The 22,748-nt window shown below is 47.7% G+C and carries 23 protein-coding genes; 14 read left to right on the forward strand and 9 right to left on the reverse strand.

The window, feature by feature from the left end:
* Positions 1-15 precede the first annotated feature (15 nt).
* The 10 genes from PQQ36_RS14565 to PQQ36_RS14610 all read left to right on the forward strand — a co-directional run bounded on the left by PQQ36_RS14565 (position 16) and on the right by PQQ36_RS14610 (position 11,886).
* On the forward strand, positions 16-1,209 hold the full coding sequence (locus tag PQQ36_RS14565) for a glycosyltransferase (RefSeq protein WP_045623752.1): 1,194 nt from the start codon (positions 16-18) through the stop codon (positions 1,207-1,209).
* Positions 1,206-2,384 (forward strand): glycosyltransferase family 4 protein, encoded by a 1,179-nt coding sequence (locus PQQ36_RS14570; protein ID WP_103175241.1) that lies wholly within the window; start codon positions 1,206-1,208, stop codon positions 2,382-2,384. Before PQQ36_RS14565 ends, PQQ36_RS14570 begins: the two co-directional genes overlap by 4 nt.
* Positions 2,381-3,841 carry a lipopolysaccharide biosynthesis protein gene (locus tag PQQ36_RS14575; RefSeq protein WP_273661752.1) on the forward strand — a complete coding sequence of 487 codons (1,461 nt, stop codon included), beginning with the start codon at positions 2,381-2,383 and terminating at the stop codon, positions 3,839-3,841. The genes PQQ36_RS14570 and PQQ36_RS14575 overlap by 4 nt, the downstream gene beginning before the upstream one ends.
* Positions 3,838-5,199, forward strand: coding sequence for an O-antigen ligase family protein (locus PQQ36_RS14580; RefSeq protein ID WP_011080511.1), 1,362 nt, complete (start codon positions 3,838-3,840; stop codon positions 5,197-5,199). The genes PQQ36_RS14575 and PQQ36_RS14580 overlap by 4 nt, the downstream gene beginning before the upstream one ends.
* A 116-nt stretch (positions 5,200-5,315) precedes the next feature.
* Entirely contained in the window at positions 5,316-6,086 is a 771-nt protein-coding gene (locus tag PQQ36_RS14585) for an acyltransferase (RefSeq protein WP_011080512.1), read from the forward strand.
* Positions 6,087-6,096: 10 nt separating this feature from the next.
* Entirely contained in the window at positions 6,097-7,275 is a 1,179-nt protein-coding gene (locus PQQ36_RS14590) for a glycosyltransferase family protein (protein WP_065090459.1), read from the forward strand.
* Positions 7,272-8,705, forward strand: a complete 1,434-nt coding sequence (locus PQQ36_RS14595; protein ID WP_273661753.1) for a GumC family protein — start codon at positions 7,272-7,274, stop codon at positions 8,703-8,705. Before PQQ36_RS14590 ends, PQQ36_RS14595 begins: the two co-directional genes overlap by 4 nt.
* Before the next feature lie 210 nt (positions 8,706-8,915).
* On the forward strand, positions 8,916-10,022 hold the full coding sequence (locus PQQ36_RS14600; protein ID WP_118893739.1) for a glycosyltransferase: 1,107 nt from the start codon (positions 8,916-8,918) through the stop codon (positions 10,020-10,022).
* A complete protein-coding gene (locus PQQ36_RS14605) occupies positions 10,019-11,248 on the forward strand; it encodes a glycosyltransferase family 2 protein (protein WP_011080516.1) in 1,230 nt (409 codons plus the stop codon). The genes PQQ36_RS14600 and PQQ36_RS14605 overlap by 4 nt, the downstream gene beginning before the upstream one ends.
* On the forward strand, positions 11,245-11,886 hold the full coding sequence (locus PQQ36_RS14610; RefSeq protein ID WP_011080517.1) for a sugar transferase: 642 nt from the start codon (positions 11,245-11,247) through the stop codon (positions 11,884-11,886). The genes PQQ36_RS14605 and PQQ36_RS14610 overlap by 4 nt, the downstream gene beginning before the upstream one ends.
* Position 11,887: 1 nt before the next feature.
* Here PQQ36_RS14610 and PQQ36_RS14615 read toward each other — a convergent pair whose 3' ends face one another.
* The gene (locus tag PQQ36_RS14615) at positions 11,888-12,280 is read right to left on the reverse strand and encodes an ATP-binding protein (RefSeq protein WP_011080518.1); all 393 of its coding nucleotides are present in this window, start codon (positions 12,278-12,280) and stop codon (positions 11,888-11,890) included.
* Between the two features lie 105 nt (positions 12,281-12,385).
* Positions 12,386-12,589, reverse strand: coding sequence for a DUF1289 domain-containing protein (locus PQQ36_RS14620; protein ID WP_080553474.1), 204 nt, complete (start codon positions 12,587-12,589; stop codon positions 12,386-12,388).
* A 339-nt stretch (positions 12,590-12,928) separates the two neighbouring features.
* On the opposite strand from PQQ36_RS14620, the gene PQQ36_RS14625 reads away from it, so the two are divergent.
* The gene (locus PQQ36_RS14625; RefSeq protein ID WP_011080519.1) at positions 12,929-13,417 is read left to right on the forward strand and encodes a hypothetical protein; all 489 of its coding nucleotides are present in this window, start codon (positions 12,929-12,931) and stop codon (positions 13,415-13,417) included.
* 93 nt (positions 13,418-13,510) lie between these two features.
* Here PQQ36_RS14625 and PQQ36_RS14630 read toward each other — a convergent pair whose 3' ends face one another.
* Positions 13,511-13,891 carry a VOC family protein gene (locus PQQ36_RS14630; protein WP_011080520.1) on the reverse strand — a complete coding sequence of 127 codons (381 nt, stop codon included), beginning with the start codon at positions 13,889-13,891 and terminating at the stop codon, positions 13,511-13,513.
* Between the two features lie 241 nt (positions 13,892-14,132).
* On the opposite strand from PQQ36_RS14630, the gene PQQ36_RS14635 reads away from it, so the two are divergent.
* On the forward strand, positions 14,133-14,768 hold the full coding sequence (locus PQQ36_RS14635; protein WP_011080521.1) for an outer membrane beta-barrel protein: 636 nt from the start codon (positions 14,133-14,135) through the stop codon (positions 14,766-14,768).
* Positions 14,769-14,852: 84 nt separating this feature from the next.
* Here the strand turns inward: PQQ36_RS14635 and PQQ36_RS14640 are convergent, their stop codons facing one another.
* Complete coding sequence (locus PQQ36_RS14640; RefSeq protein ID WP_011080522.1) at positions 14,853-14,990, reverse strand: hypothetical protein; 138 nt, start codon at positions 14,988-14,990, stop codon at positions 14,853-14,855.
* A gap of 345 nt (positions 14,991-15,335) precedes the next feature.
* Here PQQ36_RS14640 and PQQ36_RS14645 point away from each other — a divergent pair, with 345 nt between their 5' ends.
* The gene (locus tag PQQ36_RS14645) at positions 15,336-15,542 is read left to right on the forward strand and encodes a hypothetical protein (RefSeq protein ID WP_043877161.1); all 207 of its coding nucleotides are present in this window, start codon (positions 15,336-15,338) and stop codon (positions 15,540-15,542) included.
* Between the two features lie 87 nt (positions 15,543-15,629).
* Here the strand turns inward: PQQ36_RS14645 and gnd are convergent, their stop codons facing one another.
* The 5 genes from gnd to PQQ36_RS14670 form a co-directional block, all read right to left on the reverse strand.
* Entirely contained in the window at positions 15,630-17,078 is a 1,449-nt protein-coding gene (gene gnd, locus PQQ36_RS14650; protein WP_011080524.1) for a decarboxylating NADP(+)-dependent phosphogluconate dehydrogenase, read from the reverse strand.
* A gap of 33 nt (positions 17,079-17,111) precedes the next feature.
* A complete protein-coding gene (gene pgl, locus PQQ36_RS14655) occupies positions 17,112-17,846 on the reverse strand; it encodes a 6-phosphogluconolactonase (RefSeq protein WP_011080525.1) in 735 nt (244 codons plus the stop codon).
* Positions 17,843-19,345, reverse strand: a complete 1,503-nt coding sequence (gene zwf / locus PQQ36_RS14660) for a glucose-6-phosphate dehydrogenase (protein ID WP_273661760.1) — start codon at positions 19,343-19,345, stop codon at positions 17,843-17,845. Before zwf ends, pgl begins: the two co-directional genes overlap by 4 nt.
* Before the next feature lie 415 nt (positions 19,346-19,760).
* Positions 19,761-20,447 carry a response regulator gene (locus PQQ36_RS14665; RefSeq protein WP_072605534.1) on the reverse strand — a complete coding sequence of 229 codons (687 nt, stop codon included), beginning with the start codon at positions 20,445-20,447 and terminating at the stop codon, positions 19,761-19,763.
* Positions 20,444-22,063, reverse strand: coding sequence for an ATP-binding protein (locus tag PQQ36_RS14670; protein WP_273661754.1), 1,620 nt, complete (start codon positions 22,061-22,063; stop codon positions 20,444-20,446). Before PQQ36_RS14670 ends, PQQ36_RS14665 begins: the two co-directional genes overlap by 4 nt.
* A gap of 350 nt (positions 22,064-22,413) precedes the next feature.
* On the opposite strand from PQQ36_RS14670, the gene PQQ36_RS14675 reads away from it, so the two are divergent.
* Positions 22,414-22,641, forward strand: a complete 228-nt coding sequence (locus tag PQQ36_RS14675; protein WP_017422113.1) for a hypothetical protein — start codon at positions 22,414-22,416, stop codon at positions 22,639-22,641.
* The last annotated feature ends 107 nt before the right edge of the window (positions 22,642-22,748 follow it).

Consider the following 22,748-nt stretch of genomic DNA (forward strand, 5'->3'; position numbering starts at 1 on the left):
GGATAGGGAATCACAATGACAACAAGAACACCCATTTTATTTGTCCACTATGGGGATAACTGGATCCGAGGCAGCGAGACAACGCTCATCCATCTACTGGCAACGTTAGACACCCAACAGTTTGAGCCTATCGTATGGTCAAATTGTCAGCCTCTGTTCGATCATCTCACTCAATGTGATATCACCACCTATCAAGACCCATTTTCGGTATTGGGTGTCATAGGGTCAAACAAGTTTAACCCCCTCAACACGATGAAATTGGTTGCCCGGGCGATCACCTTAATACAACGCCACCATGTTGCGCTTATCCACGTCAACAGTGGCGCGCCTTGCCAATGGATGAGTATTGCTGCACGACTTTGTCACTGCCCACTGCTGCTTCAACTCCATGGCGACTACCCACTCCGCGAGCGCTTTTTAATGGGCTTTCATCTCGCCGATAAAATTGTTTGCGTAAGTAACGCCATTAGCCAAGCAATGCAAAGTGAAGGGCTCACCCAGCCTCAGTTGAGTGTGGTGCACAACGGCGTGGGTTTGCCTTCCTCATCACTTGACACTTCCCTCAAAACTCAACTTTCGATTCCACGCCAAGCCTTTACCTTCATCACGATTGGCTCCTTGATCGCGAGAAAAGGCGTGGATCGTTTGCTCAAGGCGCTCTATCTGCTGAAAAAAAATGGCGAGAAAGCCCATTTAGTGATCATTGGTGACGGCCCTGAACGTATCACCCTTAAACACTTGAGCGAGACATTGGGATTAAGCGAGCAAGTGCACTGGTTAGGCGAAAAAGCCAACGCCGCCATATGGCTGAAATCCGATGCGGATGCCTTTGTTAGCGGCGCTTACCAAGAGGCGTTTGGATTGGTGATAGCAGAAGCCATGATGGCGGAGTTGCCTGTGATTGCCCCACGCACTGGAGGCATTCCCGAATTCGTTTCTCATAACCGAAATGGGCTTCTGTATCACAACAGCGGCGTATTTTCACTGGTGCAAGCCATGCAAACGCTGATGCTGAATCCGGTGCTGAGTCACAAGCTCAAACAAACTGCTTACGTGGATGCGCATGAAAACCTGACGATTCAGTGCAACACCCAAACGTTGCAAGCGCATTATCTCGCCTTGATGAAGCGCGACCAACCCGCCCCTCAATGGCGTGCGATGCTGCGTCCCCTTCTTTACTTCTTTCGTCGTAAGGAGCTGCTGTCATGAAACAGAACGTGTTAATTTTTGATCCCATTAGCTATCTAGGCGGGTCTAAAATCGCCACACAAGAGATGCTGCACGTCGCCAAACAGCGCTCAATCCATTTCTATATCGTCACCGCTAATCGCGATAACTGGCAAAGCGCATTGGCTCATGGCAATTGTTCAGTCTATTCATACCCGACGATAGCCATGTTGCTCGCGGAACAAGGGTTAAAGTACTGGCTACTGCAAGCCTATCATTGGTTGGTTTTGCTGGTGATCACTTTGCGTTTGCCTAAGATCCATCGGCTCATGGGCATTTCTGGCCCAGGGCTTGATATGCCACTTTATCTTTTCAAACTCATGTTCAAAACACCGATTACTCAAGTGATTCATGGCAAAGTGGCGCGGTCGCGTTCAATTGGCCATTGCCTCTCGGTAGCGGAAAAGGTGTTTTATCTGCCTTGTGCGAAAAAAAGCCTCTTCGGGGCGCTGTGTCGCTACTACGAAAAAACAGCCCCCTCAATGGCCAACACAGACCGAGCTAGAATGGTGTTTGAGCGCAACAACTTTGTCCCTTTTACCAATGGATTAAGTGCAGAGCAGTGGCCAACAGAGTGCGATGCACAATCGGATCAACTCTTTTGGGCGGCGTCATTACTCAAATGGAAGGGGCTTGATTTGCTGGTTGAGGCATTAAAAATTCATCCTCAAGACATCGACTGCCACGTTTGCTATATCCAACCTCAGCAGACTCAACTGGCGGTAAGTGAACCGGATCTCACCCTCACGCGCTGCCATTGGTATCAACAGCCAAGCCATCTTGATCATATCCGCTCACAGTGTTCGATCTTTATTTCCACCAGCCAAAATGAGCCTTTTGGCTTATCCATTCTCGAAGCTCTGGCTGCGGGTCTGTGTGTGATCATCCCCGACGATGGTGCTTTCTGGGCTGAAAAACTGACAGATGGCGAACACTGCATTAAATACCAACCCAATAGTGCAAAAGATTTGCGGCAGAAAATTGAGCTGCTGCTCGCCTCACCCTGTAACCGTCAACGTTTATCACGCAATGGCAGAACCTTAGCCAAGCTCTATCGTTCCGATCTTTGTTACCAGCCAATCATCGATTCATTAGGGGGAAAACTCACACGCAATGTCATCCCACTTAGCCGTACTCGACAAAAAGGTGCGCTATGAGATTACAACAACTGCGCTACTCCCGTTCACTGCAAAATATGTCACTGTTTGGCGTGGCTCTGATTTTACAAAAAGGCGCGGCACTGTTGATGCTGCCCATTATGGCGCACTATCTTTCCACCACTCAGTTGGGCACGTTGGAGCTATTGGCGTCCATTGGCACCTTTTCCGCGCTGATGGTTTCGCTCTCCTTGCATGAAGTGCTTTACCGTTTCGCAGCCCCCTGTGAATCGATGAATGAGAAAAAGCAGGTGGTGAATCAGGTCTACTCGCTCGCAGCGATCATCGCGCTGACGTTTTTCTTACTCGCTTTCGCCATCGTCCAAAACATCGCGTGGAATGGAGAACTCAACAGCATCACACTGTCACTTCTGTTCGCCTGCATCAGCCTTGAATGTTTGATTGCCATCGGCACCGCTTGGTTAAGAATTCAAGATGACAAAGCCAAAGCGCTGGTCACGATAACGCTGAGTGCGCTCGTTCTCCAGCTCTCTTGTGTATTGCTGGTGCTGCACTATCGGCCGAGTGTCACTGGACTATTGCTTTGCAGCTTACTCAGCGCACTTTATCAATGCGTAGCGCTGCACTGGCTAAATCGCTATCGGATCGCTTCCATCTCATCGGCGCAGCTTAAGCGCTGGTTGCACTACGCCGCACCGCTGATGCTCTCCGCATTGCTGGCTTTTACGTTAAATGGGGCAGAAAGATGGTTTATTGGTGGGTTTTCTTCTCTTGCTCAATTGGGTATTTACGCGATTGCCGCGAAATTTTCGCTCGCCTTGTGTATTTTGGTGCAGCCTTTTGGCATGTGGTGGATGCCAAAACGTTTCGAATGCCTTGCCCACTCAGGCGAGACGAAAGCCGTCAAGATCAGTCAATGTGGGCTGGTGTATATCTCACTGCTTGCGGTCGCGGTATTTGCAATTGCAAAAGTGTTTGTTCTCTACGCCTTACCCAGCAGCTTTGCTTCTGCGATCACCTTTTTAGCATTGCTCATCCCAGCGGCGATGTTCAAAGAAAGTTATGAGCTAGTGAATCTCGGCCTACTCTATCGTCATCAAACTCGGCAGTTGCTGATACTGAATCTGGTCTGTGCGCTGTTGGCCGTGAGTTTGTTTTGGGGGCTGTCATCCTTTGGCGTGGTCGGTGTCTGCTTTGCCCTTGCGATCACGCAAGGTGTGCGAGCTATTGGCGTGATGGTGTTAAGCCAACGAGCCTTTGCTCTTCCATGGCAGTTTTTCCGTCTGGCGATGATTTTTCTCTGCGCGTTAATTGGCGTTGGCGCACTCTATTTCGCAAGCGACTGGCTAACGGGGGCTGTTTCAATCTTACTCTGCTTGGGCGTGATCATCGTGTTGGCATGGCCGATTCTGCACTTTCAATCCACCCCACGAGAATCCACCCAACAAGGCTTGCAGGCAGCACCGTCATTGAACGCCCATGAGGAGGCGTTATGACCGTCACCCCTCGCTACCCACATCTGGCGTTTGTGCTGACACTTTGTATGGTGGTGGCGCTGGTATGGGCTTGGCAACCCAACCCACTTGTGGTGGTAGCGCTTTGCTTACTCCCTATCGCAACGCTTTATGTGCTCAATCAAACCTTTTGGTTGGTACTGTTGTTTGTGGTGTTCTCTTTTTTTCGTATCCATGAAGCCATTCCACAGCTCTATTCTCTGAAAATTCCCTTATTGCTTTCATTTGGCGCTTTGGCGGCATTGGGCTGGCATCTTATCATTACACGACAGTTGAAGCCCTACTGGCACCCTGTGATGAACTGGTTAGTCGCCTTTTGGCTTGTGGTTGTCATTGGTCTTTTCTTTGCAGGCAATCGAGGAGTGGCATTTGGCGCTTTTTCCAGTGTCTACTGGAAAATCATGGTGATGACCTTAGCCATCATGTGGCTCGTCACCAGCGCTAAACATCTCAACATTATTTCGATTACCATCACGCTCTCTGGCTTACTGATTGGTTGCGTGGCACTGAGTAACGCCATGCAAGGGATTGGCCTAGTGGAAGGCTCACGAGTGACCATCGGGCGCGATCTGGGTTCTATGCTTGGTGATCCAAACGACCTGGCGTTAGTGCTGATGTTTCCATTTGCGTTTAGCGTTAGCTTAAGTTTTCATCGCAGAACCCACGTGGCGGTGCGCCTTCTCGCGGGCGTGACGTGTGCGATCCTTTTCCTGGCACTACTGGAAACACAAAGCCGTGGTGGGTTGCTCGGTGCCATGGCGGTTCTGGGTTACTTCGCCAACAAAACCATTCGCAATAAAACGGTGCTGATCCTCCTTGGGTGTGTGGCCAGTTTGCTTCTCTATGCGGTGGCGGGGATATCCGATCGCGCTTCTGGCGGCTCAGCCGAAGAAGGCATTGATGCTTCAGCCATGGGGCGACTCTACGCTTGGGAGGCCGCTTTCAAAATGGCATTGGCCCATCCTTTACTTGGCGTCGGGTTACAAAACTTTTACTACAACTATTTCTTCTACAGCCCGCACTGGGATGGGCTCAATCACGCCGTACACAGCACTTGGTTTGGCGTACTTGCCGAAACAGGGTTTGTTGGCCTAACTCTGTTTCTTGGTCTCATTGTTTGCTTAATCAAAACCTCTTTGCACTCTATTCGGCAAATTCACTGCCAAAAACCGACCGCCATTGATATTGCCGCCAACGCGGTCTTTGCCGGGCTTTTGGGAACGATCGTCTCCGGTACTTTTCTCACCCAAGGGTTTACTTGGCCAATTTATATTCTTACCGCCCTCACTATCGCCATCAGCCACATCATTAAAATTGATTCTCAAAATGAGAATGCCTAAACACCAACGCAGCAGCAAACGCTAAGCTATTGAATTATCGATAATCTCCAAGTGGCATAGTTGTTGATACAAAAGCTTAGAGAACAAATAACATTCAATGTTCGGTAGGAGGCGTTATGTTGGTGAATAAATCACAACTCGGAGTCAAACCAGATAGCGAGAAAAACACGAAAACCTTTCAAGGAAGCGACGTAAAATCTTGGCTCAAACATCATCCCAATCCTCTTATGCGAGCGCTTTTTCGCACACTCAAACAGATCCGTTGTGCCAACTTACCCACACCACATTTTTACAATGCCTTGCTCTACCGTTTGATGGTGTTGCTTCGCCAATCAAGCGACTATGTGTATCGCACCTTCATCACCACGCCAGCATTCAAAGGCAGGGTCAAGGCATGCGGCAAACAGCTCTACTTGTATGGCGGATTACCGCTCATCACCAACAATGTTCGTATCTCCATGGGCGATGACTGTAACCTTTCCGGTCAAGCAACCATCACAGGCTGCAGCTCTGTCAAAGAGCCTCGATTGAACATCGGCAATCGTGTCTCGATTGGCTGGCAAACCACCATCGCGGTGGGCGACCTGATCACGATTGAAGACGACGTCGCGATCGCCGGACGCTGCATGTTTTTTGGTTATTCAGGCCACCCCTTAGATCCCAAACGTCGTGCCGCGGGTGAAGGCGATGATCCCAGCCAGATTCGCCCAATTACCCTACAACGCGGCAGCTGGATTGGCAGCAACGTGATGATCATGGCGGGCGTCACCGTCGGAGCTGGCAGTGTGATCGCCGCAGGCAGTGTGGTGACACATTCTATTCCTGAAGGTGTGATCGCAGGCGGTAATCCCGCCCACGTGATTCGTTCATTGAACATACCTCGTTGAGGAGAGCATCATGAATGACATGATTGTTTTTGCTGAAGACTTTGGAGGGCTGCCCTCTTCAACGCAGCACATCGTGCGACAGCTCGCTAAGCGCCATCGCGTTTTGTGGGTCAATTCGATTGGCCTTCGTCAACCCAAGTGGAGTTTAAAAGACGCCAAACGTCTTTTGGCCAAACTGTTTGCCATCGCGTTACAAAAACGTCAGCCCTTTGTCGAAAACGATGGGAATGGCGAAAACGGCGAAAATAGCGAAACGTTTGATGAGCCTAATACGGTTTCAAGCAACATCGAGATCGTCTCTTTCCTGACCATTCCTGCCCCCTCCAGTCGCTGGGCTCGCTGGTTGGCGAAAAGGATGCTGACGCTACAGTTACAACGAAAACTCAAACAATTACGAATGCACGATCCGATCTTTTGGACTTCACTGCCAACGGCCGCCGATTTACTCGACAGTTTTCCGCTGTTTCGCTCGGTCTATTATTGTGGTGATGATTTTGCATCGCTGGCTGGCGTGGATCATCACACGGTGAGCCAGCATGAAACAAAACTCGCACAGCGTTGCGACTGCATATTGGTGGCCAGCCAGCGTTTGTTGGAAAAATTCCCGGCGCAGAAAACCTTCTTACTCCCTCATGGCGTCGATCTTGAACTCTTTACTCGCCCAGCCCATCGCGCCGATGATTTGCCCACAGGCTTTACCCATTTATGCGGTTTTTATGGCTCACTCTCTCAATGGCTGGATTACCCCTTAATTGAACGCGTTGCCTCTCAGCTTCCACACTGGGGCTTTGTGTTCATTGGCCCCTGTGAATTTGATAGTAATCCGTTACCCAAGTTGCCAAATGTGATTTATCTCGGGAAGAAAGCGCACCATGCACTGCCTCGGTATTCACAACATTGGGATGTCAGTTGGTTACCCTTTGTCATCAATCAGCAAATCAAATACTGCAATCCATTAAAGTTATTGGAATATTTGGCGGCAGGCACGCCTGTACTGAGTAAAAACTTTCCCGCAGTAGAGAAGTTTTATAGCCATCTTTGGTTGGCTGAAAACGCACAAGAAATGGTGACGCAACTGCTCACATTGCAAAGTCAGCCCAAAACACGCCATCCACTCGATAAGCAGCTAAGCCAGCAAAGCTGGGAAGCGCGCGCTCGTTACGTTGAACATTTGGTGGAACAGCTATGATGGGATTAAAACTGCGCCTCTATTCCATATTGGTGGCCGCATGGCGACGTCGATACGTCATTGTGACGCCCATTGTGATTTTGCCGATCGTCGGTGCGTTGATTGGAATGACGGCGACGCCGATTTATCGCTCGCACACCAGCATGCTCATCCAAGAAACCGCCAAAATGAATCCGTTTCTTGAAGATATTGCCGTCTCCACCATGCTCAAAGATCGCCTAAGTGCCCTCAGCACCTTGCTAAAAAGCCGCCATGTACTCTATTCCGTGGCCAAACAAGAGGGGCTGATTGATGACAACATGACCACCGCCGAGCAGGATCGCATCATTCATCAACTCGCTGGAAAGCTCAACGTTCAGCAGTTAGGCAAAGATTTTATCCAGATTGAACTGGTCGCCAACTCGCCCAAAGGCATGGCCTCACTGCTCTCGGCAGTCAGCGATCAATTTATCGACCAACTGTTGGCTCCAGAGCGTTCGTCCATCCGCGATTCCAGCGAATTTCTCACCGTGCATATTGAAAAACGTCAGCAAGAGCTGTTCGCGGCTGAACAAGCGTTGGCTGACTTTCAAAACCAATATTCTGCCGACACACCAGCGATGCAAGCGCAGAACTTAACGCGCTTGGCTTCTCTTAAACAGAGCCTTGCAGAGAAAGAAGCCGAGCTTGCTGGTGTGGAAAAAACCTTAGGTTCGCTTGACCAACAATTGTCGAAAACCAACCCTGTGATTGGCAAAATTGAAGAACAAATTATCACCATCCGCAGTGAACTGGCCTTGCTAAGTGCCAAGTACACCGATCAGCACAGCTTTGTTCAAGCCAAAATGCGCGAGCTTTCGCGCTTGGAACAAGAGCGGCATCAACTGCTGAGTAACCGCAGTGTCACGCTCAATAGCGCTCAACTATGGGATATCGCCAGTAGCACCATCAGCGATACCAATGACAGCCAGCCGCTTTTGGTCACTCAGTTGCAGCAGTTGCAGGTGATACGAGGCCGTTATGAAGCACTGAACGAAGAAACCCTCAGCCTCGCAAACATGATTGGCGAGCTGGAACAAAAAGCCAATCACTTCGGCAATACCGCGAAAGACATCACACGGCTGGAGCGCGACGTCACAGTGAAGCGCCAACTGTATGAAGAATTGGTTCAGCGTTATGAAATGGCGCAACTGACAGGCTCATTAGGCATCTTTGAGCAAAATAAACGTGTGAAAGTGATTGATGTCCCCTACACGCCATCTTCCACCGCCAACTTACCTGTGATTCTCTTCGTGCTGGCAGGGCTATTTGGCGGCATCGCGCTCGGTGCGGGCATGGCGATCTTCTTTGAGATTTTTGATTCAACCATACGCAGTCAACAACAGTTACGCAGCCTCATCAATGTGCCCGTTTTAACGGTGATTCCTCGTATTCGCGCCCCGCGTAACTGATCCCACTGAATATCACGCCTCGCCCACCACAGCATCCGCTTTGGTGGGCATTTTTTAATCGCTCGTCAAAGCGATTCTCAATATGAGAACACTACAGCCAATCGATATAACTCCATGTTTTAATTCAACTAAATCATTGGCACACAACCTGCTAAATCCCTTAAGCACTACGCGACGCTTTACGTTAATCAGTTGAAATGGGGATAGGACATGAACAAAGACAAGCCGAGAAAAACCATTTTTCATGTTGTTCAACATCTCGCTCCCGGCGGCTTAGAAACGCTCGTTCTGGACATGATGAACGTCTGCTCGACGGATCACGATGTCTACATCATTAGCCTAGAGGGCACAAAGCAAGATGCGGTACTGCATTGGCCTAAGCTGCGCAAGTACGCTCGCCAATGTGTCTTTCTCGACAAAGGGGCGGGTATCCGCGTTCAGACCATTCACTATCTCGTTAAGCTGTTTCGCCAGTTCTCACCCGATGTGGTTCATACCCATCATATTGGTCCGTTACTGTATGGAGGGCTCGCGGCTCGTTTAAGCGGCGTTGCTTGCCGCATTCATACTGAGCATGACGGTTGGCACCTTACCCAGACCAAAAACGCGTTATTGCAAACATGGGCGTTAAAACTGGTTCAGCCCATCTTGGTGGCTGACGCGACCGAAGTAAAACTGAGCATTGAACAACATCTGCATCGTGAAAACATCATTACCATTAAAAACGGCATTGATTGCGATTACTTTGCCCCTGCGGATAAAATTTGGGCTCGTAAGCAGTTAGATCTGCCATTGGACAAGCGTATTGTCGGTTGTGCAGGAAGGTTGGAATCGGTGAAAGGTCAGCAGTGGCTGATACAAGCGCTGCCCATGCTGCCTCACGATGTACACTTGGCGATTGCTGGTCATGGTTCTTTACGCCAAGAGTTAGAGCGTTTGGTGTTTACCATGCAACTGCAAGATCGCGTGACGTTTCTTGGCCTTTGCTGCACGATGCCGACTTTTTATCAATCGCTTGATCTTTTCTGCTTACCGTCACTCAACGAAGGCTTTCCTCTTTCGACGCTAGAAGCGCAAGCGTGCAACGTTCCGGTGGTTGCCACCAGCGTAGGCGGCACCCACGAAACCTTATGCCCCCATTTAAGTCGGCTCTGCCCTCCTGCTGACGCCGCTGCGTTAGCGCAAGAAATCAATGCGTTATTGGTCATGGACCGATCTGCTTTTGCCCACACTTTGCGTGATTTTGTCGTTCGTCATCATAATATTCGTCACATGGTGGCGCAGTACAACCAATTGGCATTAGGAGCATCTCTATGATGGCAACATTGAGTTTCTTTGAGTGGATGATGGCGGGCATTTTTGCAACATCAGCCAGCTTGATTGTTTACCACCACGTCGGCTATCCGGTTTTACTTAAATGGATGGCCGGACGAAAAAAACAGGCGTCGAACCTGAGTTCAAACACTCTCCAACGCCATTATCTCGTGCAGCAAAAAGACAAGATGTTACCCAGCATTACGATTGTTATTCCTGCCTATAACGAAGCGCATTGGATCGCCGACAAAATACGTAACCTTGCGAGCCTAGATTATCCAGCCGACAAGCTACGCGTGGTCATCGCATGTGATGGATGCACCGACAACACCGTTGATATTGCTCAAGACACCATCCAGGAAGCGATTTGTTCCGAGATGCTGTTCGAAATTCACGACTATCCCGTCAACCGAGGTAAGGTGGCGGTGATTAATGACGAAGTTGCTCAAATCAGTAGCGAGATTACGGCGCTCAGTGACGTCTCAGCATTGATTTCCGTCGATGCATTGCTGCTGGCCGCCGCGCATTTTGAACAGCAAGAAACTGGCGTGGTCAACGCCAGCTATCGCATTTGGTGCCATGAAAATTCGGCAGAGAATGCCTATTGGCAGTATCAAACTCGCATCAAGGCGACAGAGTCTTCAATCGGTTCAAGTATTGGTTCACACGGCGCCTTCTATCTTTTTCGCACTAAGTTATTTACACCCCTGAGCAGCAATACCATTAACGATGATTTCATTTTGCCAATGAGCATCGTGAAACAAGGTCATAAAGCAGACTATGAGACGGAAATGGTGGCACTTGAGCTTGAACGCAGCGAGCTTCAACAAGATTATGCGCGCCGTTTACGCATTTCTGCGGGCAACATGCAACAATTGATCGCATTGGCGGCGTTACTCAATCCAAAATTTGGGGGAACCGCTTTTACCTTCTTTTCTGGCAAAGGGCTCAGACTGCTTACCCCTTACTTAATGCTGCTGTGTTTGATCACGTCATTGTGGCTGATGCAGCATGTCATTTTTGCCGCGTTATTGGGTTTACAGTTGGCCATCTATCTCGGTGCGATGCTTGGCCACTGCTGGCCGACTGCGGCCAAATTCAAACCAATCAGACTGATCCACTACCTCGTCACAGGCCACCTTGCCAATTTACTCGGCGGCTTGCGCTATCTGCTGGGTAAAGAAAATGGACACTGGACTCGAGTTCATCACGATGGAGAACGCTCATGAAACGTAACGGCTTATTTGAATCGCACATCTTTCGAGCAAAACGTCTGTTCGACCTAGTGTTTGCCTCGTTAGCATTGCTCGTGACCTTGCCTCTCTTTCCTCTGATTGCACTGGCAATCAAAGCCACCTCGAAAGGCAACATCATCTATAAACAGTTGCGTGTCGGACGCTCGACCCCCGAGAAAATGGAACTGTTCGAGATCATGAAGTTTCGCACTATGTACTGCGATGCAGAATCACGCTCTGGCGCAGTGTGGGCAACGGAAAACGACCCAAGAATTACCCCTGTGGGCCGATTTTTACGCAAAACGCGCCTAGATGAATTGCCGCAGCTATTTAATGTTTTAAAAGGTGAGATGTCTCTGATTGGCCCAAGACCTGAGAGACCCGATTTTTATCAGCGCCTTGAACAAGAGATCCCCTATTTTGCCGATCGCACCTATGGGGTTTTACCCGGAATAACAGGGCTTGCACAAATCAATCAAGGCTACGACACCAGTATTGAAGATGTTCGCCGAAAAGTGGGGTTTGATCATAGCTATGCGTTGAGCCTCAATTCCTTCTCTAACTGGCTGCAGACAGACATAGCCATTATCGTCAAAACCATCATTGTGATGGTGGATGGACGAGGTCGTTGAGCTAGTTTTGCCAGCGCTGACGCATCTTTTCTATCGTCTGTGCTGGCACATCATGAATCGAGCCATATTCACCTGTGCAGACAAGAATCTCCACGCTGAAACCATGGCGCTCTGCAAAACGCAAGTAAGACTTCATTTCCCAGTGCTGAACAAAGGTATTGCTCACAATCACCGCTCTGCCCTGTTTGAGGTATTGGCACACTTTGTTTAAACACCAACGATGGGCTTGCTCTAAGCGCGTTGGGTCAAATTGATAGCGGCCTTGCTGATCGACAAAATACATGTCTGTCTCGAGATGAACGGCATGCGTTTGCTTCGCAAGTTGTTGCGCCAGCGTACTTTTACCAGAACCTGGTAATCCGCGAATGAGTGTCAATTTGGCTTGTTGAGACATAGCGAGTAGAGATACAGAGAGTAGAAATAAAGCATAAGGCGGACATATTATCAGTTTTTGTCGCGGTATTCTCGTTAACAAACAGAGAGCGTGCCGCTGTGAAGTTCATTTGGGGTTATGGAAATAAACGCGTGCCTTCAGTGTGGCTAAACGCGCTTGGCTGCGCGCCAATATTTCCTGCTGCTGCGCTGCGTTCGATTGCGTCCAGCCTAAGATCTCGTTTAGGTGCCGACCGCAACCTAAACAGACATCTTCCTCATTCAAACAACAGTGCCGAATGCATGGATTATCGAATCGTCGCTCTTCCATATCCGCGCCACCTCAATTGCAAACCTCACTAAAGTATCGTTCAATTTTGGCACCACGTCTTTTTCATCCACCAGTTCGAGCTAAGCCATTGCTCAAATAGTGTCTCAATGCTCAATAAAAGTGTGATCAATGGCTGCACTTTAAAAGATAGCGTCTCCTCATGCCTTGTATTTCAGTATGTGGCCCCAATAACATGTGCAAGCGAGATAAAACAAATGCTTTGTCTACTTGAGTAAAAGTAGCTTATCCAACGATTTTTGATTCACCGCAATGCGGTGCTTCGCTAGCCAGATTTAGTATTACGCTTCATTTTAGAAGCCATTTTCAAAGGTAAATTTTATGTCTGATGCACCTACTACCGTTGAATACGCAGTAGAAACTGTTCAACCTGTTGTTGAATCTACAGGTTCAGTTTGGGGTTATGTGATTGGCGGTATCGCGGTTGTCGCGCTGATCGGCTATTTCGGCTTCAAAAAGCTCAACAAGCCTGCTTTCATCATCAAGCAAATGCGTCGACGCAACCAAAAAGAGATGAAAAAACAAGGTATCGAAAGCGCAGAAGCCATGGTCGACCTTGATCTTCTTTTAGATGCCGTTGAGGAATACGCAACAGAGAAACAGATGAGTGGTACTCAGATGGTGCAACTGCTTGCGCCTATGAATGACAAGTCAAAGATCAAATCTGCGACGGATTTGTACAACTCAATGGCGTACATTGCTAAGAGCATTGATAACGTCTCACTTGCAAAATCCCTACAAGGCAAAGGCAAACAAGCGCGCTCAAGCTCTGCGCTTATGGCCGGCCTACTTAAACGTGCAGGTGTTTAAGCGACGCCTTATTCGTCAATAAACGAATCACAAAGACAAAAAGGCATCTTGTTAGATGCCTTTTCTATTTAATGAGAGCGCAAAACAATTCCACTACTGCATAGAATGTAAGCCGATCATATTGCCTTCCGAATCCTGCACTAACGAGATAAAGCCGTACTCGCCGATGGCCATTTTCGCTTGAACGACAACGCCACCATGTTGCGTTGCTCTCTCCTGTTCAACCGCACAGTCTTCACAAGAAAAGTACACCAGCGTACCGCCTGCTCCGGCGCTAATACCGTCCATTTTCACTAATGCTCCACTTGCGCCATAGCTTTCCATATCCGATGGGAAGAACCACATTTCTATATCTGTTCCTGTCGGATCCATCATTTGTTCAAACGTGACTTGAAAAACCGATTGATAAAAATGTTTGGCTCTCTCTACATCATCAACATAAATCTCAAACCAACCGATGGGATTCTTATCCATTTTGCCTCCTACACGTTGTTATGTTCGCCATAACACTAGTCGATGAGGACCTAATTGCCAGTTTTCTACGTCTTAATAATGAGCATCCCGCCTATTACATTCATACATTCACTTAAACTAATATAACCATCAACAAAGCGCTGCTTAGAACAATTACGCTCGCTATGAACATTGCAATTGAACATTGTTTTATTAATTGTTAAGGTCGCCTTCTCGATTCACCATCTTCATAGAAAGTACAATGAAAAGAAAAACATTGACCACAGTAGCACTGCTACTGACCCTTAGCGCAGCTGCACACGCAAACTCTTTTGGCAAATACTCTTACATCGGTGTCGGTCTGCAATACAGCGAGCAGAAGAATGACAGTCTAGGATCATTTCTAGGCTCTGAGTTCGATGGTAAAGGCTCAAGAGATCTTTTTGGTGTTAACTTCACTGGTAGCTATTCACCCGTTACCATGGATGCTTATGTCAAATACGAGTTTGAAGGTACCACATCAGGAAATACCGACATCTCCAGCTCGTTTGCTGGCTTAGGCGGTTACAACAATTTCAATACCACTTCGCTTTTCTACACAGTTGGTGTCAGTAAATACGACGTAGAGCGTGAATACAGCTCCCGTGAAGGTTCTGCGAGGTTCCGAGAGTTTGGCCCGGCAGCCGATCTCGGCGTGAGTTTCCAGCTTGCGCCCTTTTTAGCCCTCACGCCAAGATATCGAATTTCTTATCTTGACCAAGATGTAATGAATGACTTCAAACTCACTGGGCAGTTTATGTTTGGATCGACTTTCTCGTTAGAGGTATCAGCAGGCTACAATACCTACCGAGATTCTGAACAGTTTAATGGGCAAACCGCGGTAAAATTTGCTTTTTAGCGGCAAGATCCAACGCACTCTTCGCACGCGAAAGACAAAAAAAGAGCACCTCGATGGGTGCTCTCTCATTATGAAACCTAGCCGTTATAGCCCGCCTTCCTGCTGAGCTTGCTTTACTAATGCCTGACGTTGAGTTTCCTTATCTGTTACCACTTTATTTTCCTTTTCCTGAGTTTGTTCAACAGCTTGTGGAACAAATACAAAGTACTTATTAATAGTCATCTTAAGAACCTCGGTTGTAATTTAAATCACCTTCCCGGTAAGCATTTAACAACATCGACTCACAAACGAATCGACTCCATGTTGGCGGTTTCAAAAAATAGAGGATGTTTAAATATTAAACATCCTCCATATGCACGCTAATTATAGGATGAGTTCAGGGGCGTAGATAGACAAAGTGAGACTTTTGACAACATTTTTACGAAATACCGCCTTTCATGTTGAATAAAAACACTACCTTCATCAAAGATGTACACTTTTTGAGATTTATTTAGCCGACATTTTATGTATCCATCCCCACCAACTGACATTGTAGGCAGAGACAAACAGAAACCATTGGAGGTTCTTATGCAACAGAAACTCGGTCATGTCATGTCATTCAGCAGAATGTTCTCTTTCGTCGCTTTTCTTACCGCAACGTTTGCGTGGATATTGAGTATGTATGCTCTGTTTACGGTTTCTATCGTTGCTTTAGTTGTGAGCTTATTGCTCTACCTTCGCGACAAGTTCATCGAAAAATACCATTCCAGCACATCCAAAGAAAAGCGTGCGTAAGCTTGTTCATTAGCTTTAAAAGTCATTCAAGAAAAAAGGATGTCACTTGGACATCCTTTTGCGTTTTATTGGTTTACTAACGATCTATTAAACGTCGTAAGTCGTCGACGCTGTGTTACCGCCGGTACCGGTCCAGTTGGTGTGGAAGAACTCACCACGCTCACGGTCGATACGCTCATAAGTGTGAGCACCGAAGTAGTCACGTTGTGCTTGCAGTAGGTTTGCAGGTAGACGCGCAGTTGTGTAACCGTCTAGGAACGTCAGTGCAGACGTTGTACATGGCATTGGAATGCCCGCTTCTAGCGACTTCGCCGCCACTTTACGCCATGCCACTAGGCTGTTTTGTAGGATGCCTTTGAAGTAGTCATCAGAACCTAGGAACGCAAGATCTGGGTTCGCTTCGTACGCATCACGGATATTGCCTAGGAACGCAGAACGGATGATACAACCACCGCGCCACATGAGTGCCACGTTGCCGTAGTTGAGATCCCAACCATTTTCATTAGACGCTTCACGCATCAGCATAAAGCCTTGAGCGTAAGAGATAATCTTAGATGCTAGAAGCGCTTGACGAAGTGCGTCAACCCACTCTTTCTTGTCGCCTTCCACTGGAGTAATGGTCTTGCCAAATAGCTTCTCAGCTTCAACACGTTGATCTTTCAGTGCCGATAGGCAGCGAGAGAATACTGACTCAGAGATAAGCGTTAGAGGAATACCAAGATCCAGTGCGTTGATGCCTGTCCATTTACCAGTACCTTTTTGGCCAGCCGTGTCGAGGATCTTTTCTACTAGTGGCTCGCCATCTTCGTCTTTGTAGCCAAGGATGTCAGCGGTGATTTCGACTAGGTAGCTGTCTAGCTCAGTCTTGTTCCAATCTGCGAAAACGGCTTGCATCTCGTCTGCAGACATACCAAGGCCATCTTTCATGAATTGGTACGCTTCGGTGATCAACTGCATGTCGCCGTATTCGATGCCGTTGTGGACCATTTTAACAAAGTGACCTGCACCATCGTTACCCACCCAGTCACAGCAAGGCTCGCCAGCGTCAGTTTTTGCAGAGATACCTTGGAAGATAGGCTTAACCGCTTCCCATGCTTCAGGAGCGCCGCCTGGCATAATAGAAGGGCCGAAACGTGCGCCCTCTTCACCACCAGAGACACCAGTACCGATGAAGTGGATGCCTTTTTCGCGCAGCGCCGCTACACGACGGTTTGTATCTGGGTAGTTCGTGTTACCACCGTCAATGATGATGTCGCCTTTATCAAGAAGCGGTACAAGTGCATCAATAAACTGGTCCACTACCGCGCCAGCACGAACCATCAGCATCACTTTGCGTGGTGTTTCCAGTTTCTCAACCAGTTCCTCAAGTGAGTATGCGCCAATGATGTTAGTGCCTTTCGCTGGGCCTTCTAGGAACTCATCTACTTTCGCCGCAGTACGGTTGTGAGCCACCACTTTAAAGCCGTGGTCGTTCATGTTCAGGATAAGGTTTTGACCCATTACTGCTAGGCCAATTACACCGATATCACCTTTCATTGTTTCTCTCCAATATATTTCTTTCTGCGACGGTTAAGCGATTTTCGCTGCTGCGTCTAAATCTAAATACCATTCCGTCAGCCCTGCTTTCGCATGAATTTTTGCTGCCGGGTAAGGAAGTTCTTCCGCTGGATTGCTGTTGATCTCTTCAACAATGTCCGCTTTACCTGCACCCAGTACTAAGTAGCTAATGCGTTTAGCCGCTTCCAGTACACGTGCCGTTTTCGAAACGCGAATTTGTCCAGACTCCGGATGAGAAGCCAATACTGACAGGTTCTCATCGTCATAATTCGTTTGACCTGGGAAAAGCGACGCGGTGTGACCATCTGCGCCAACACCAAGCAAAATCCAATCGAACACAGGTGTGCCGTTATCGGTTGGAATCACGTCTGCCATTTCTTTTGCGAAACGTGCCGCTTCCACTTCTGGTTGCTCTTCACCACGGATGCGGTGGATGTTTTCCGCAGGAATGCTCACTTGGCTCAATTCTCTTAGTTTAGAGAATAAAAGGGCATTCGCTTCACCGTAGTTGCTCTCAGCATCGTCTGGTGCCACGCAGCGTTCATCGCCCCACCAAAAATGAAGATTTTGCCACTGAATGGAGGTTGCGTACGTTTCTGATGCCAAAAGCTTAAACAGCATTTTAGGCGTGCTTCCACCAGAAAGTGAGATATGAACAGGTCGGCCCATTTCGCTAAACGCTTTCATGTCGTTTGCTAGGCTTTCTACTACCTGCTCTGCTGTTTGGTAGATCTTGTGATTGATCATAGTTCGCAGTAGTCCGTATCTGTTAGGTTTTTGCATGGGAAACGCCACGCGCGATCGTCACGCTGCAGCAAATCGTCTGACTCTTTTGGCCCCCAAGTACCGCAGGCATAACCAAAGAGTGCTTGTGGATCTTGCTTGAAATCGAGGATAGGTTGAACGTATTTCCAACACGCTTCTACCGCATCGCTGCGAGCAAACAGCGTTGCATCGCCGTTTAACGCATCAAGAAGCAGACGCTCATAGGCGGTTAGCATTTGCGTCTCTTGCAACGAAGCATAATGGAAGTTCATCTTCACTTCTTTGGCTTTAAAGCCTGCACCGGGTTCTTTCAAACCGAAGCTCATTTGAATGCCTTCATCAGGCTGAATACGAATGATCAGTTTGTTTTCTGGAGCGTTTTGGCCAAATACCGGATGCGGTGTTTGTTTGAAGTGGATAACCACTTCTGTCACGCGAGTTGGAAGACGCTTACCCGTGCGCACGTAGAATGGTACGCCATTCCAACGCCAGTTATTGATGTACGCTTTAAGACCAATGTAAGTCTCGGTACGAGAATCGTCCGCTACGCCGTTTTCTTCACGGTAGCCAAGCAGATGTTGTCCGCGCACGTCTGATGCGGTGTATTGACCCAAAACTAGGTTGTTGCGCAGATCATCTTCCTCAAGTGGTTTTAAACACTGAAGAACTTTCACTACTTCATCGCGCATGGAATCGGCATTAATTTGTGCCGGCGGTTCCATGCCCACCATCACCAACACTTGCAGTAGATGGTTTTGGAACATATCGCGCACAGCGCCAGAGCCGTCGTAATAACCGCCACGCTCTTCCACGCCAAGGAATTCAGCACCTGTGATTTCCACATAATCAATGAAGTTGCGGTTCCACAGAGGTTCAAACATGGCGTTAGAGAAACGGAAAACAAGTAAGTTTTGTACGGTCTCTTTTCCAAGGTAGTGGTCGATGCGATAGATCTGATGCTCTTGGAAGCAATCGTGTATTTCTTTGTCGAGCTGACGTGCCGAAGCCAAATCATAACCAAACGGTTTTTCAATGATCAGACGTTTCCAACCATCCTCTTCACTATTAAGACCGTGATGAGCAAGGCTTGCAGGAATGACACTGTAAAGGCTTGGCGGTGTGGCAAGATAAAACAGTGTATTACGTTGTTCGAACTGGTATTGAGCGGCCAATTCGTCTAAACGTACAACCAACTTCGCGTAGTCTTGTGTGTCTGACGTGTTGATGGCTTGATAGTGAAGATGGTCGATAAATGAATCCAGAATAGCTGGTTCCGTTTTCTCCATTTCCTGAAGAGAGCGCTTTAACTTTTCGCGATAAGATTCATCGCTGTATTCAGTGCGGCTGACACCTAAAATAGCAAAGTTTTCTGGTAGCTGCTTACTTGCGTAGAGGTGGTATAAAGCAGGGATCAACTTGCGATATGTTAAATCACCTGAAGCACCAAAAATTACGATGCTGCTGTTTTCTGGTATTACCATCATCTTTCCCTTAAAAACGAGGTACTTGTTGTGTGCCTGGATACGGCTTAAAGGATGAGCCCACCCTATCAGTGACACCTAAAAATTGATAATCGGCCCTGCCTATTCCACTAATAGACAAAACCTGACAAAACAGTGAGTGTGGGTTGGTAATAAGAATGATTTGCCCGACACGGGGGCGTATTGTCTACGACAATTTGACATACATCAATAGTTAGAATCGCAATCGTTTAAATTATGACTCAAAAATGACATATCCACTTGTTATTTAAAGATTATTTAATTTAAAACTGATTAGACCAGTTTAATCGAAATGTGGGCAAATAATCAGCAAATATCCGCCCAAATGTAATCCATTGCACGATAAGTAACAAAAACACCGCTCACATATTAAATTTGCCGCATAACCAGCAAATTAACGATGAACTTTGCGATACGTTCGTTCAGGGCGACCGACCGTACCGTAATTCAAATCTGCAGCAAGCTCACCTGAGCTGATCAAATATTCAAGATAGCGCCTTGCCGTGGTGCGACTGGCCCCAATTTGCTCCCCCGCTTCATCGGCAGTATAGGAAACCTCGCCTTGAAATAAGGTTCGAATTTTATCAAGGGTAACCCCATCGATACCTTTGGGTAGCCGATTGGATAAGCTTTCCTGCGTACTGCTTGCTTGCAGCATTTTATCCACCAAGCCTTGATTAAGGTCGGACACGGTTCCCAACTGCACTCGTTGCGCACGGTATTTGTTCAAAGCACTTTCCAGCCGCGGAAACATCACGGGTTTTAACAAATAGTCCACCACACCGCCACGCATTGCGGTTTGTAGCGTTTCCACATCTCTTGCTGCGGTAATCAAAATAACGTCACAATGACGATTGCTGCCGCGAATTTGATTGAGGATCTCCAACCCACTGCCATCAGGAAGGTAAACATCGAGCAAAACCAAATCAGGCTCGAACACGGACAACTGCATTTCGGCTTCGGCTTGTGTGGTCGCAATGCCAATCACCTCGAAACCATCCATTTGCTGCAAATACTTATGATGAAGCTGAGCAATCGCCATATCATCTTCAATTATCATCACTCGGGTATCGGCATTCATCTTTGTTCTTCCTTGGGTAAATAGACCGTCATTCTTGTGCCAAATTTGTCATTCTCAGCCATCTCTATCGAGCCGCCATAACGTGCGGCTAATTGATTGACTAAGTAGAGCCCAACACCCCGAGTGCTGGTCGCTTTGCTCGAGATCCCTTTCTCAAGCAGCTGCTCGGTGGAAAATTGTTTGGGCAAACCACAACCTTGATCCTGCACTTCAAGAATCACTTCCGTTCCGTAGTCACTGATGGAAACTTCAATGGTTCTGCGTGAACGGGCAAAATTGCCTTCTTGCGCGATCGCGCTCATGGTCGCGTCAAAAGCGTTATCAATCAGGTTACCGAGTATTGTCGTGATGTCTTCTGGGTTCAGCCAAGCACTTAGCGGCTCTAAACGAGCCCCTTCTTCAACCACTAACTCTAAGCCAAGCTCACGCGCGCGTTCCGTTTTTCCTAGCAGCATGCCCGCGACCAACGGATCTTTGATGGTATCGCGTAGAAACTCGATCAACCCCTGATAGTGCGCCGTCTCCTGCCCGATAAGCTGTTGAACCGCATCAAGCTCGCCCATCTGAACTAGGCCACTGATGGTATTAAGTTTGTTGCGATGTTCATGCGTTTGTGAGCGTAATAAATCGGCATACTCTTTGGTTTGAGAAAGCTGTTCAGTGAGCTCAGAAATTTCATCACGCAAACGAAAACTGGACACCGCGCCGACAATCTTTCCCTCTACGTAAACCGGGCTTCGGTTGACAATCAACCTCTTTTGGTTGAGGTAAAGTTCAATATCGTGATCTTCTTGTCCCGTTTCTAATACACGGTACAGATCACTGGCGGGCAACGCATCAGAGAGCGGTTTGTTCAGCACTTGGGCCGGATCTAACCCGAGAATCTGCGCTGCACTGCGGTTGATGGAACGCAGCACGCCACTCGAATCAATACTTAACACCCCTTCTTTAATGGTGCTCATGGTCACATCAAGCTCACCATATAACCGACCAATTTCTTCCGGTTCAAACCCCAAAATCGCTCGCTGAAATTTACGAGAAGCGTAATTGGAAACCAAGGCATTCGCAGCAACCACCAGTAACGTCATAGCAATTAAAAACCACGCAAATGGCTCTATTCTGTCTTGTAATCGATCCAGCAGATAACCCACAGAAACCACACCGATCACTTCACCCGCCGAGTTAAAAACTGCTGCTTTCCCACGCACAGAATAACCCAATGAACCTCTTGCAGTGGAGATATACGCTTCGCCTTCTTCCAACGCACGGGCGTTATCACCACCACGCATCGGCAAACCAAGACGTTCATCAACGGGGTGGATCAACCGAATACCTTCACGATCACCCACCACAATGAAGGCTGCGCCCAATGCTTGGGTTAGCTCTCGAAATTTTTGCTGATAGGTGACATTGTCACGATTTTCGATCAACTCGATAACCGTCGTAGAGGTAGCAAGAAATCGCGCGACACCGAGTGCCTTCTGCCCCATTTCTTGCTCTTGCGAGTATTTGAGGTAGGCAAAGCCCGCTGCTACGAGGATAAGCAACTCAATTAATCCGGAGAGCGTCATAATGACCAGCATTCTTTTACGAAAACTGATGCTTTGCCACGTCATGCTTACCTCTTTGCACCACTTAAAAACATCGAAAACTCAGTTAACTTAACACCGTTTTAACATGCAAGCTCTTACCACCCTCCGGAAGTGTGAATCGCAAGAAATAAATCCTCGTGAAATGACTATTTATTATCCTGCAAGTAATACCTCTCAAATGTGAGAAGTGGATTTTAAATAAACAACAAGTTACATAACCATCGAACCAGTTATTGATCTAGATCACTACGAATTTAGCTAAATTTGAGGTCTTTTTAGGGCGTAGGGCGTATACTTTTTGGGCAATAAAGCAACATCAAACTTGATTACAATAATAACGACAAGGTGGTGTCAATTGATAAGGAACGATCAATATGGAACGCGATACCTTTGGAATTTGTCTGAATAAGGCAATGCTGTCGAAGAATATGCATTCAACCTTTACACACGTCAGGGCTTATGAAAAAGACGGCCGGAGTCCGAGTGACCTGAAAGTCCTTTTATCATTCCCGCAAATGAGCGGACGGGATCTTTTGCAGACCATGCAAGGTTCTCGACAACTTGAATGGAGAGCAGAATTCTTCTGCCCTTCCATGAAGTAAGATAGCTCGCCTCTACGCAAAATAGCACAGCTTTCGGGTTGTGCTTTTTATTATCTGTACCTTGCCCATAATAAGTTCCAATTTGCATAGGTGAGGCTTCATGTTTT

The sequence above is a fragment of the Vibrio sp. CCUG 15886 genome (genome assembly GCF_028570825.1).
In the GTDB taxonomy this organism is placed as follows: Bacteria; Pseudomonadota; Gammaproteobacteria; order Enterobacterales; family Vibrionaceae; genus Vibrio; species Vibrio vulnificus_B.

Excerpts from the sequence above, each read along its gene's own strand:
- PQQ36_RS14605 (WP_011080516.1), top strand. The coding sequence starts at position 10,019 with ATGATGGCAACATTGAGTTTCTTTGAGTGGATGATGGCGGGCATTTTT.
- PQQ36_RS14615 (WP_011080518.1), bottom strand. The coding sequence starts at position 12,280 with ATGTCTCAACAAGCCAAATTGACACTCATTCGCGGATTACCAGGTTCT.
- PQQ36_RS14600 (WP_118893739.1), top strand. The coding sequence starts at position 8,916 with ATGAACAAAGACAAGCCGAGAAAAACCATTTTTCATGTTGTTCAACAT.
- PQQ36_RS14575 (WP_273661752.1), top strand. The coding sequence starts at position 2,381 with ATGAGATTACAACAACTGCGCTACTCCCGTTCACTGCAAAATATGTCA.
- PQQ36_RS14670 (WP_273661754.1), bottom strand. The coding sequence starts at position 22,063 with ATGACGTGGCAAAGCATCAGTTTTCGTAAAAGAATGCTGGTCATTATG.
- PQQ36_RS14610 (WP_011080517.1), top strand. The coding sequence starts at position 11,245 with ATGAAACGTAACGGCTTATTTGAATCGCACATCTTTCGAGCAAAACGT.
- PQQ36_RS14645 (WP_043877161.1), top strand. The coding sequence starts at position 15,336 with ATGCAACAGAAACTCGGTCATGTCATGTCATTCAGCAGAATGTTCTCT.
- PQQ36_RS14635 (WP_011080521.1), top strand. The coding sequence starts at position 14,133 with ATGAAAAGAAAAACATTGACCACAGTAGCACTGCTACTGACCCTTAGC.
- PQQ36_RS14630 (WP_011080520.1), bottom strand. The coding sequence starts at position 13,891 with ATGGATAAGAATCCCATCGGTTGGTTTGAGATTTATGTTGATGATGTA.
- zwf (WP_273661760.1), bottom strand. The coding sequence starts at position 19,345 with ATGGTAATACCAGAAAACAGCAGCATCGTAATTTTTGGTGCTTCAGGT.
- PQQ36_RS14565 (WP_045623752.1), top strand. The coding sequence starts at position 16 with ATGACAACAAGAACACCCATTTTATTTGTCCACTATGGGGATAACTGG.
- PQQ36_RS14675 (WP_017422113.1), top strand. The coding sequence starts at position 22,414 with ATGGAACGCGATACCTTTGGAATTTGTCTGAATAAGGCAATGCTGTCG.
- pgl (WP_011080525.1), bottom strand. The coding sequence starts at position 17,846 with ATGATCAATCACAAGATCTACCAAACAGCAGAGCAGGTAGTAGAAAGC.
- PQQ36_RS14580 (WP_011080511.1), top strand. The coding sequence starts at position 3,838 with ATGACCGTCACCCCTCGCTACCCACATCTGGCGTTTGTGCTGACACTT.
- PQQ36_RS14590 (WP_065090459.1), top strand. The coding sequence starts at position 6,097 with ATGAATGACATGATTGTTTTTGCTGAAGACTTTGGAGGGCTGCCCTCT.
- PQQ36_RS14595 (WP_273661753.1), top strand. The coding sequence starts at position 7,272 with ATGATGGGATTAAAACTGCGCCTCTATTCCATATTGGTGGCCGCATGG.
- PQQ36_RS14585 (WP_011080512.1), top strand. The coding sequence starts at position 5,316 with ATGTTGGTGAATAAATCACAACTCGGAGTCAAACCAGATAGCGAGAAA.
- PQQ36_RS14625 (WP_011080519.1), top strand. The coding sequence starts at position 12,929 with ATGTCTGATGCACCTACTACCGTTGAATACGCAGTAGAAACTGTTCAA.
- PQQ36_RS14640 (WP_011080522.1), bottom strand. The coding sequence starts at position 14,990 with ATGACTATTAATAAGTACTTTGTATTTGTTCCACAAGCTGTTGAACAA.
- PQQ36_RS14620 (WP_080553474.1), bottom strand. The coding sequence starts at position 12,589 with ATGGAAGAGCGACGATTCGATAATCCATGCATTCGGCACTGTTGTTTG.
- PQQ36_RS14570 (WP_103175241.1), top strand. The coding sequence starts at position 1,206 with ATGAAACAGAACGTGTTAATTTTTGATCCCATTAGCTATCTAGGCGGG.
- gnd (WP_011080524.1), bottom strand. The coding sequence starts at position 17,078 with ATGAAAGGTGATATCGGTGTAATTGGCCTAGCAGTAATGGGTCAAAAC.
- PQQ36_RS14665 (WP_072605534.1), bottom strand. The coding sequence starts at position 20,447 with ATGAATGCCGATACCCGAGTGATGATAATTGAAGATGATATGGCGATT.